This is a genomic window from Pseudomonas sp. URMO17WK12:I7 (assembly GCF_003269045.1).
GTDB classification, from domain to species: Bacteria; Pseudomonadota; Gammaproteobacteria; order Pseudomonadales; family Pseudomonadaceae; genus Aquipseudomonas; species Aquipseudomonas putida_J.
In genome coordinates this window covers 33,722-43,002 of record NZ_QLTL01000009.1, presented here as the reverse complement: position 1 = coordinate 43,002, position 9,281 = coordinate 33,722, and the positions used below count along the sequence as shown (strand labels likewise).

General features: G+C 62.9%; 11 protein-coding genes. 9 read left to right on the top strand and 2 right to left on the bottom strand.

The genetic code is table 11. From position 1 onward, the window contains the following. The first annotated feature begins 50 nt into the window (after positions 1-50). From aroC to H040_RS13745, 3 genes are all read left to right on the top strand, one after another. Positions 51-1,142 carry a chorismate synthase gene (gene aroC, locus H040_RS13755; protein ID WP_027919518.1) on the top strand — a complete coding sequence of 364 codons (1,092 nt, stop codon included), beginning with the start codon at positions 51-53 and terminating at the stop codon, positions 1,140-1,142. Positions 1,143-1,275: 133 nt separating this feature from the next. Next, positions 1,276-2,433: an MFS transporter gene (locus H040_RS13750; RefSeq protein WP_027919517.1), complete on the top strand. Its 1,158-nt coding sequence runs from the start codon at positions 1,276-1,278 to the stop codon at positions 2,431-2,433. Next, a complete protein-coding gene (locus H040_RS13745; RefSeq protein WP_027919516.1) occupies positions 2,430-2,966 on the top strand; it encodes an oxidase in 537 nt (178 codons plus the stop codon). The genes H040_RS13750 and H040_RS13745 overlap by 4 nt, the downstream gene beginning before the upstream one ends. Before the next feature lie 123 nt (positions 2,967-3,089). On the opposite strand, the gene H040_RS13740 is transcribed toward H040_RS13745, so the two are convergent. Further along, positions 3,090-3,362, bottom strand: a complete 273-nt coding sequence (locus H040_RS13740) for a DUF3509 domain-containing protein (protein WP_027596016.1) — start codon at positions 3,360-3,362, stop codon at positions 3,090-3,092. 267 nt (positions 3,363-3,629) lie between these two features. Here H040_RS13740 and H040_RS13730 point away from each other — a divergent pair, with 267 nt between their 5' ends. Both H040_RS13730 and H040_RS13725 read left to right on the top strand, forming a co-directional pair. Continuing rightward, positions 3,630-4,154 carry an ankyrin repeat domain-containing protein gene (locus tag H040_RS13730; protein ID WP_027919515.1) on the top strand — a complete coding sequence of 175 codons (525 nt, stop codon included), beginning with the start codon at positions 3,630-3,632 and terminating at the stop codon, positions 4,152-4,154. 59 nt (positions 4,155-4,213) lie between these two features. After that, complete coding sequence (locus H040_RS13725; protein ID WP_027919514.1) at positions 4,214-4,744, top strand: hypothetical protein; 531 nt, start codon at positions 4,214-4,216, stop codon at positions 4,742-4,744. Positions 4,745-4,868: 124 nt separating this feature from the next. Here the strand turns inward: H040_RS13725 and H040_RS13720 are convergent, their stop codons facing one another. Next, positions 4,869-5,807 carry a ZIP family metal transporter gene (locus H040_RS13720; protein WP_027919513.1) on the bottom strand — a complete coding sequence of 313 codons (939 nt, stop codon included), beginning with the start codon at positions 5,805-5,807 and terminating at the stop codon, positions 4,869-4,871. Positions 5,808-5,931: 124 nt separating this feature from the next. Between H040_RS13720 and H040_RS13715 the strand changes: the two genes are divergently transcribed. The 4 genes from H040_RS13715 (at position 5,932) to H040_RS13700 (ending at position 9,198) form a co-directional block, all read left to right on the top strand. Then, positions 5,932-6,123: a PLDc N-terminal domain-containing protein gene (locus H040_RS13715; RefSeq protein ID WP_027919512.1), complete on the top strand. Its 192-nt coding sequence runs from the start codon at positions 5,932-5,934 to the stop codon at positions 6,121-6,123. 143 nt (positions 6,124-6,266) lie between these two features. After that, a complete protein-coding gene (locus tag H040_RS13710; RefSeq protein ID WP_027919511.1) occupies positions 6,267-8,324 on the top strand; it encodes an LTA synthase family protein in 2,058 nt (685 codons plus the stop codon). A 131-nt stretch (positions 8,325-8,455) separates the two neighbouring features. Next, positions 8,456-8,692, top strand: a complete 237-nt coding sequence (locus H040_RS13705; RefSeq protein WP_027919510.1) for a hypothetical protein — start codon at positions 8,456-8,458, stop codon at positions 8,690-8,692. A 173-nt stretch (positions 8,693-8,865) separates the two neighbouring features. Further along, complete coding sequence (locus H040_RS13700; protein WP_027919509.1) at positions 8,866-9,198, top strand: ribonuclease E inhibitor RraB; 333 nt, start codon at positions 8,866-8,868, stop codon at positions 9,196-9,198. Positions 9,199-9,281: the final 83 nt, after the last annotated feature.

Below are 9,281 nucleotides of genomic sequence, written 5' to 3'. Positions count from 1 at the left end.
CTGTATACTGCCCGCTTTCGTTCATCTCAGGCAGATTTCGCGGAGCGTCCATGTCCGGCAATACCTACGGCAAGCTGTTCACTGTCACCACCGCAGGCGAAAGCCATGGCCCGGCGTTGGTCGCCATTGTCGATGGGTGCCCACCTGGCCTGGAAATCTCCCTCGCCGACCTGCAGCACGACCTCGACCGGCGCAAGCCTGGCACCAGCCGGCATACCACCCAGCGCCAGGAGGCCGACGAAGTGGAGATCCTTTCTGGTGTGTTCGAAGGCCGTACCACGGGCTGCTCGATCGGCTTGCTGATCCGCAACACCGACCAGAAGTCCAAGGACTACTCGGCGATCAAGGACCTGTTCCGCCCGGCCCACGCCGACTACACCTATCACCACAAATATGGCGTGCGCGACTACCGTGGCGGCGGCCGCAGTTCGGCCCGCGAAACTGCCATGCGCGTGGCTGCTGGTGCCATCGCCAAGAAATACCTGGCCACCCAGGGTATCCAGGTGCGTGGTTACATGAGCCAGCTGGGCCCGATCGAAATCCCGTTCAAGAGCTGGGACTCGGTAGAGCAGAACGCCTTCTTCAGCCCAGACCCGAGCAAGGTGCCGGAACTTGAGGCCTACATGGACCAGCTGCGCCGTGATCAGGATTCGGTCGGCGCCAAGATCACCGTGGTCGCCGAAGGCGTGATGCCCGGCCTGGGCGAGCCGATTTTCGACCGCCTCGATGCAGAACTGGCCCATGCGCTGATGAGCATCAACGCGGTCAAGGGCGTGGAAATCGGCGCCGGTTTCGCCAGCGTTGCCCAGCGTGGCACCGAGCACCGTGACGAGCTGACCCCGGACGGCTTCCTCAGCAACAATGCCGGCGGCATTCTCGGTGGCATCAGCTCGGGCCAGCCGATCGTTGCCCACCTGGCGCTGAAGCCGACCTCCAGCATCACCACGCCGGGCCGTTCGATCGACGTCGATGGCAACCCGGTCGACGTCATCACCAAGGGCCGCCATGACCCGTGCGTTGGCATCCGTGCCACGCCGATCGCCGAAGCGATGATGGCCATCGTGCTGATGGACCACCTGCTGCGCCACCGGGCGCAGAATGCCGATGTGAAGGTCAACACCCCGGTGCTGGGCCAGCTCTGACTTAGCCAGGCCTGGCCTCTTCGCGGGTGAACCCGCTCCCACAGGCACTTCACTGAGCCTGCGGGCAGCGGGGCCTGCGGGAGCGGGTTTACCCGCGAAAGGGCCGGCACAGGCATACCACAAGGCCCATCCCATGCCCCCGATTCCCTACTGGCGCCTGTCCAGCTTCTACCTGTTCTACTTCGCCCTGCTGGGCTCCACTGCCCCGTTCCTGGCCTTGTACTTCGACTACCTGGGTTTCTCCCCGGCACGCATCGGCGAGCTGGTGGCCATCCCCATGCTGATGCGCTGCATCGCCCCGAACCTGTGGGGCTGGCTTGGAGACCGCAGCGGCCAGCGCCTGCTGATCGTGCGCCTTGGCGCCTTGTCGACCCTGGCCACCTTCTCGCTGATCTTCTTCGGCAAGAGCTACGCCTGGCTGGCGTTGGTCATGGCCCTGCACGCGTTCTTCTGGCACGCGGTGTTGCCGCAGTTCGAAGTCATTACCCTGGCCCACCTGCATGGGCAGACGTCGCGCTACAGCCAAGTGCGCCTGTGGGGCTCGATCGGCTTCATCCTCACCGTGGTCGGCCTGGGGCGGCTGTTCGAATGGCTGAGCCTGGACATCTACCCGGTGGCGCTGGTGGCCATCATGGCCGGCATCGTTGCAGCCAGCCTGTGGGTGCCCAACGCCCAGCCGGTAGAGCAGGGCGAGCGCCGTGAATCAGGCGGCTTCCTGCGCCAGCTCACTGCGCCGGGGGTGATTGCCTTCTACCTCTGTGTGGCGTTGATGCAACTCAGCCACGGCCCGTACTACACCTTCCTCACACTGCACCTGGAACACCTGGGCTACAGCCGCGGTGCCATCGGCTTGCTGTGGGCGCTGGGGGTGGTCGCCGAAGTGCTGATGTTCATGCTCATGAGCCGCCTGTTTGCGCGCTTGAGCGTGCAGCGGGTGCTGCTGGTCAGCTTCCTGCTGGCGGCGCTGCGCTGGCTGCTGTTGGGCAACCTGGCGGATGAACCGGCCGTGCTGATCTTCGCCCAATTGCTGCACGCGGCCACATTCGGCTGCTTCCATGCCGCTTCCATCGCCTTCGTCCAGGCCAGCTTCGGCGCACGTCAGCAAGGCCAGGGCCAGGCGCTGTATGCGGCTCTGTCGGGTACCGGTGGTGCACTGGGCGCCTTGTATTCGGGCTACAGCTGGAAACTGCTGGGGCCGACCTTCACCTTTGGTATGGCCAGCGCCGCAGCGTTGGCCGCAGCCGTTATCATTGCCACTCGTTCTAAATCGATCAGGACCCGCAGCCGATGAGCATCCTCTGTGTTTTCCACCCCTCCAGCCCGGACCTGCCGAACAAGGTGCTGACCCACCACGATGACATCGCCGCGACCCTGGCCGAGCAGGGCGTGCGCTTCAGCCACAGCCCGCTGGCGCTGCGGGTGCGCCCGGGCGGCAGCCAGGCTGAAGTGCTCGACGCCTGCCGTGAGCACCTCGACCAGCTGATGACGGCCCAGGGCAGTGTGGCGTTCACGCTGCTCAACCGTGATGGCCTCGCCCCGATGCAAATTGATGTGCGTGATGAACATGTACACGACAGCGACGAAGTGTTCGCCGTGGTAACCGGCCGCGCGCAAGTCGGCCTGCGCCTGGGTGAGTACGTGTACGCGGTGCTGTGCGAGAAGGGGGATCAACTGGTGGTGCCTGCGGGGACACGGCGCTGGGTGGAGCTGGGGGAAAATCCGTTCTGCCTGGCATTACGCCTGTATGCCAATGAGCAGGGGGTGGAGCCGCGGTTTACCGGTGATGCGACCGCTCGGGCGTTTCTTGGGATCGACGAGCTTTAAAGCCTGACCGGACCTCATCGCGGATAAATCCGCTCCTACAGTCAGGTACCCCGCCATCCCTAGGGGCAATGCAGTACCTGTGTAGGGGCGGACTGATCCGCGAGAGGCCGGTACAGACAAACCTCAGCGGTAGGTCGGCAGCGCAAACCGTTGCTGACTCTGCAGCATGGAAATCACCGGCAGTTCACTGGCCTGCTCGGCCAAGTCACGGCGAATTGCACTGATCGCCCAGGACAGTTGCTCGGCACTGTGCAATTGGCCGTAGGTCAGCACGCGGCGGGTAACCTTGCCGTCGGCAGCGCGCAGCGTCAGCAATACGCCACCGTCAGGGCGGGGCTGGGTGGCAACCTGGTAGGCCGAGAACACCGAGACGAATTTTTCCTGGATGAGGTCCATATCAACTCCTGACTGTTGTGTGGGCAGACTTGAGTTGATCGTTGCAGTGACCGTGCCAGAACGCAGGTGGCGAGAAAACCCAGTAAATACAGGGTGTTATGAAGCTTTTTCAGAAGGGGCATCGTGCAGGCTGCATGGTCGTGCATTTTGCACAGTGCATTTTGCACGGCTCAGGCTTTGCCTATCGACCTTATAGAATCTGAACCTTTGACCGAACTGGCATGCCTGACAAAGACTTGGGCAATCATTTATGCCAGGAGGTTCCTGATGTCCGCTCAACCCACCGCAACCGCCATGACCGATGATGAGACCGCTGCCTTTGCCGAGCAGGTATTCGAGCGTGCCCGCCAGGGCGACGCCGAGATGCTCGGGCGCCTGCTGGGCAGCGGCCTGCCGGCCAACCTGCGCAATCACAAGGGCGACACCTTGCTGATGCTGGCCAGCTACCACGGCCAGCATGAAGCGGTACGCGTGCTGCTGGCCAACGGTGCCGACCCGCTGATCGCCAACGACAATGGCCAGCTGCCAATCGCTGGTGCGGCATTCAAAGGGGACCTTGCGATGATCCGCCTGTTGCTGGACAGCGGCGTTCCGGTGGATGCCGCCGCGCAGGACGGGCGTACCGCGTTGATGCTGGCGGCGATGTTCAACCGCGGCGAGATTGTCGACTTCCTGCTGGCCCAGGGCGCCGACCCGGCGCACCAGGATGCCCGTGGCGCCACGGCGCTGATGGCGGCGCAAACCATGGGCGCGGTGGACGCCGCCGCGCGCCTGCAAGCGCTGGTCGGCTAACCGCCTGGGGGCATTTGCGGCTATCCTTGGCGACTTTTCACCCGCCGCAGGCCCCCGTCATGAAAAAACAGTTGCTCGAATTCATCAGCCTTATCGGCGCCGGCTGCATGCGCGATGAGGAAATCGAGCGTATCGCCGACGAGGCCGCCCAGGCCTACGCCGACTCCGCCGCCTTCCTGGCCGCCAACCCCGATATCAATTACGACGACAGCTTCCCGATCCCGCTGGGTGAATGGGTAGTGCTCGGGAGCCTGCCAGACACCGTGGTGTTCCAGGCTGACAGCTATCAGGAGCTGTTCCAGCACATCAGCGATTCGTTCGACCAGAGCGTGCCGTTCACCCTCAAGCCCAAGCAGCTGGCGCGCACCGAGCCACTGACCGCGCTCAACCGCATCCAGGTGCAGATGGGCGCGTTGAACAAGGAAGCCGGTGGCTATGTGCTGCTCAACTTCAGCCAGCTGCTTGATGACGAACTGCAGATGGTGATGGTTGGCCAGCACGACCTGGCGCGGGTGCTGGAGCTGGGGGCAGAGCTCGGGATCAAGGTGGAGCCGGCGCTTGAGGCACTGAAGGTCGCGGTTCACATCTGACAGCATTGTTTGCTTTTTCGTGGGCAAGCCCGCTCCCACAGGATCTCCACCCTCTCGAATAGAGTGCGGTCCCTGTGGGAGCGGGTTTACCCGCGAAGAGGCCAGTACAGGCTAACGATTGTTCCTAGCCCAGCGCGGTGTCGAGAAACATCATCACCGCAAACCCCCCCATCAACCCTAGGGTCGCCGATGTCTGGTGCCCGTTACGGTGGGTCTCGGGAATCACCTCGTGGGACACCACGAAGATCATCGCCCCTGCCGCCAGCCCCATGCTGATCGGGTAGGCCAGGGCAAAGCCGGTGGAAATGCCAAGGCCGATCACCGCGCCCAAGGGTTCCATCAGCCCCGAACCAATCGCCACCAGCGCAGCTTTCAGGTTCGACAGCCCGGTCGCCCGCAAGGCCAGGGCCACGGCCAAGCCCTCGGGGATGTCCTGGATGGCAATGGCGCTGGTCAGCGGCAGGCCGATGTTCATGTCGCCATTGGCAAAGCTCACGCCGATCGCCATGCCCTCGGGCAGGTTGTGCAAGGTGATCGCCAGCACGAACAGCCATACCCGGTTGATGCGCTCGGCCTCCGGGCCACAGGGGCCAGTGCTTTCATGCTCGTGCGGGGTGAAACGGTCGAGGCCGAGCATCAGCAGTACGCCCAGGCCCATGCCCAGCACCACGGTGAACGCGGCCGCCGGGCCATTGCCAGTGATCGCGCGGGCAGCATCCAGGCCCGGCAAAATCAGCGAAAACGAACTGGCAGCCAGCATCATGCCAGCGGCAAAGCCGAGCATCACATCCTGACTGCGCGCGCTGACATCGCGCAGCACCACGGCCAGTACCGCACCCAGAGCGGTGGCGGCAAAACCGGAAAGCCCGCCGAGCGCAGCCAGGTGCAGGTTGTCGGCATGGTCGCCGTTTATGGCGTTCCAGAAGCTGGCTGCCAGCAGCACGATGACCGCCAACAAGCTCACGGCCAGGCCTGCGCTGAGCCATGGCGTGCTGAGCGCTTGCTGGCGCCAGGCGCTCAGCAGGGAGGGTGGGTTGGCGCTTTGGCTGTGAGCGGGGGGCATGTGAACCTCGGATCCATGAATGGTTGCAGTTTATCCAGTGACCCGCGTGGCAGGCCAAGGATTCCCTTCTATGGCCTTGATAGAGGACTATGCTCAGCAACAGCCTTTCAAGGAGAACGTGGCAATGGGCTCTACTTTCAATGGCCTGGTCGGCCTGATCATCCTTGCCCTGGATATCTGGGCGATCCTCAACGTGATCAAGAGCGGTAGCGAAGTGGGGATCAAGGTGCTGTGGATTCTGCTGATTGCCCTGCTGCCGGTGATCGGCCTGGTGATCTGGGCGATTGCCGGGCCGCGGGGCAATGTCCGCATATGAAAGCCGCGTCCCAGACAAAATCAGCAACAGGGTCGTGACAAAATTTTCACATTGGTTTAAACAGAATCCGCACCCGCATAATGCTGCGTTGGGCCAGCCCCATCGCCATCTCCGCAAACCGCAATCCTAGGACTTTCCCATTCATGGCTAACACGGATGCCTTGAAGCAACAGGGCGCGCGAGCTTTCACGCCGACCTTGAAATCGCACCTGGCCTACACGCTGCTCAGCGGCCTGGTGATCATGTTGATGCTCAGCCTGGTGCGCCTGGCGCTGCTGGTCTACAACAGCGACATGATCGGCGACACCCCTTACTCGACCGTCGCCGAAGGCTTCCTCAACGGTTTGCGCTTCGACCTGCGGGTGGTGGTGTACCTGAGCATTCCTCTGCTGCTGGCCATGCTGAGTCCCTGGCTCATGGCTCGGCGCGGGCTGTTCCGCTTCTGGCTGACCCTCACCTCGAGCGTGGTGATGTTCCTCGGCCTGATGGAGATGGACTTCTACCGTGAGTTCCACCAGCGCCTCAACGGCCTGGTCTTCCAGTACATCAAGGAAGACCCGAAGACCGTGCTGAGCATGCTCTGGTACGGCTTCCCGGTGGTGCGCTACCTGCTGGCCTGGGCCTTCGGCACCTGGCTGCTGAGCCTGCTGTTCAAGGGTATCGACCGCCTGACCCGCGGTACCGGCGAGCAGCGCGTGGCGCCGTGGTACAACCGCCTGGCGGTGTTCATGGTGGTCCTGCTGGTAGCCGTGGTCGCCGCCCGCGGCACCCTGCGCCAGGGCCCGCCGATGCGTTGGGGTGATGCTTTCACCACCGACTCCAACTTCGTCAACCAGTTGGGCCTGAACGGCACCCTGACCTTGATCGATGCCGCCAAGAGCCGCTTCGGCGAAGACCGCGCCAATATCTGGAAGCCGGTGCTCAAACAGGAGCTTGCCACCGAGACCGTGCGCAAGCAGCTGCTGACCGCCAATGACACCTTGGTCGATGCCGACGAGGCTGCCGTGCGCCGCGATTTCGTGCCGCCGGCCGACCGCACCCTGCCGATCAAGAACGTCGTGGTGATCCTCATGGAAAGCTTCGCCGGCCACTCGGTAGGCGCCCTGGGCAGCCCGAACAACATCACCCCGTACTTCGACAAGCTGGCCAAAGAAGGCCTGCTGTTCGACCGCTTCTTCTCCAATGGCACCCATACCCATCAGGGCATGTTCGCCACCATGGCCTGCTTCCCCAACCTGCCAGGCTTCGAGTACCTGATGCAGACCCCTGAAGGCGGCCACAAGCTGTCGGGCCTGCCGGCGCTGCTCAGTGCCCGCGACTACGACGACGTCTATGTCTACAACGGCGATTTCGCCTGGGACAACCAGTCCGGTTTCTTCGGCAACCAGGGCATGACCACCTTCATCGGCCGTAACGACTTCGTCAACCCGGTATTCTCCGACCCGACCTGGGGCGTGTCCGACCAGGACATGTTCGACCGCGGCAACGAGGAACTGGCCAAGCACGACGGCAAGAAGCCGATCTACGCGCTGCTGCAGACCCTGTCCAACCACACCCCGTACGCGTTGCCTGCCAACCTGCCGGTCGAGAAAGTCACGGGTCAGGGCCGCCTGGACGAGCACCTGACCGCCATGCGCTACTCCGATTGGGCGCTGGGCCAGTTCTTCGAGAAGGCGCGTAAAGAACCGTACTTCAAGGAGACCCTGTTCGTCATCGTCGGCGACCACGGCTTCGGCAACCACCAGCAGGTCACCGAGCTGGACCTGGGCCGCTTCAACGTGCCGCTGCTGCTGATTGCCCCGGGCATCCAGGAGAAGTTCGGTGCGGTCAGCCACACCGTGGGTACCCAGGTCGACATCGTGCCGACCATCATGGGCCGCCTGGGCGGCGAGACCCGTCACCAGTGCTGGGGCCGCGACCTGCTCAACCTGCCTGAGGGCGACCCGGGCATGGGCATGATCAAACCGTCGGGCAGCGAGCAGATCGTCGGCCTGGTCAAGGGCGATCACTTGCTCATCGAGTCCAAGGACATGAGTCCGCGCATGTACCGCTACCAGCTGGGCAGCGAGTTCAAGGCCGAGCTGATCGAAAGCCCTGAGCAGCCGCAGATGCTGCAGCAGCTCGAAGCCTTCATCCAGACGGCGACCAAGAGCTTGCTGGACAACACGGCTGGTGTGGTTCACGGCACGCCCAAGAAGTAACCACTAAACAGCCAGCACCAGACAGAACGGGCCGCATTGCGGCCCGTTCTGTTGCAGGAACGAATCGCCAGGTCCAAGGTCTGCATCTACAGGCGTCACTGACCGGGTCTTCTTTGACTGAGGGCAATTCAATGAAAGAGTGGGAAGTCATCTTTGCCGACCAGAAAGGCGAGCCAACCACTTTGCTGCTGCACGGTGAACAGTGCCCCAGCGAGGAAGAGGCGGCCCGTGCCATTCGTTCGCACCTGTTTCCGGTCATGGATGAGCTGGACCTCAACGACTTCCAGGACCGCGCCCCATCCCCTACCGCACGCTGGCTCAAAGAGCAGAACGGCGTGATCATCACCAGCATCCACGAAGCGCCTTGATCACAGGTTGGCGTGGTGCCTGCGCAGGCACTACGCTGGTGGGAGGTGCCGGCCTTTTCTGCGGGCCTGCATCCATTCAATTCGCGTCTTGCATCAGCTCGATCTGCTGGCAGTGCCGGCAGGTGCGTAGTGCACGGAAAGTCTATCCATCGCATTATTCGGGAGGACGATTCATGAGCAGCCTGAACGACGATATCAGCAGTAATGTCCTGCGCCAGATGAAAGCTGGCGGTTTCGACTTCACCCGCATCCACCCCATCGAGTTCTATGCGGTATTTCCAGATGAAGCCGGCGCGCGAAGGGCAGCCGGGCAGTTTCGTGGCGAATCGTTGAATGCTCAGGTGCGTGAACGGGACGATGGTGCTTGGCACCTGGAACTGAGCAAGGTCATGTATGCCACCTACGGTGGGATTGGTGACTTCGAGGAGGCTTTCGAGCAGGTCGTGTCACCCTATGGCGGCGAAGTCGAAGGGTGGGGCGTCAAGCAGGAAAGGCCAATCGCCTGAGATTTTGGGGCCGCTCTGCGGCCCATTGCAGGCAAGCCAGCTCCCACAGGATTTCTACAGCACTCAGGGCTTGCAATGCCCCT

Excerpts from the sequence above, each read along its gene's own strand:
- H040_RS13720 (WP_027919513.1), bottom strand. The coding sequence starts at position 5,807 with ATGCCCCCCGCTCACAGCCAAAGCGCCAACCCACCCTCCCTGCTGAGC.
- H040_RS13705 (WP_027919510.1), top strand. The coding sequence starts at position 8,456 with ATGAAAGAGTGGGAAGTCATCTTTGCCGACCAGAAAGGCGAGCCAACC.
- H040_RS13750 (WP_027919517.1), top strand. The coding sequence starts at position 1,276 with ATGCCCCCGATTCCCTACTGGCGCCTGTCCAGCTTCTACCTGTTCTAC.
- H040_RS13715 (WP_027919512.1), top strand. The coding sequence starts at position 5,932 with ATGGGCTCTACTTTCAATGGCCTGGTCGGCCTGATCATCCTTGCCCTG.
- H040_RS13740 (WP_027596016.1), bottom strand. The coding sequence starts at position 3,362 with ATGGACCTCATCCAGGAAAAATTCGTCTCGGTGTTCTCGGCCTACCAG.
- H040_RS13725 (WP_027919514.1), top strand. The coding sequence starts at position 4,214 with ATGAAAAAACAGTTGCTCGAATTCATCAGCCTTATCGGCGCCGGCTGC.
- H040_RS13710 (WP_027919511.1), top strand. The coding sequence starts at position 6,267 with ATGGCTAACACGGATGCCTTGAAGCAACAGGGCGCGCGAGCTTTCACG.
- H040_RS13700 (WP_027919509.1), top strand. The coding sequence starts at position 8,866 with ATGAGCAGCCTGAACGACGATATCAGCAGTAATGTCCTGCGCCAGATG.
- H040_RS13745 (WP_027919516.1), top strand. The coding sequence starts at position 2,430 with ATGAGCATCCTCTGTGTTTTCCACCCCTCCAGCCCGGACCTGCCGAAC.
- H040_RS13730 (WP_027919515.1), top strand. The coding sequence starts at position 3,630 with ATGTCCGCTCAACCCACCGCAACCGCCATGACCGATGATGAGACCGCT.
- aroC (WP_027919518.1), top strand. The coding sequence starts at position 51 with ATGTCCGGCAATACCTACGGCAAGCTGTTCACTGTCACCACCGCAGGC.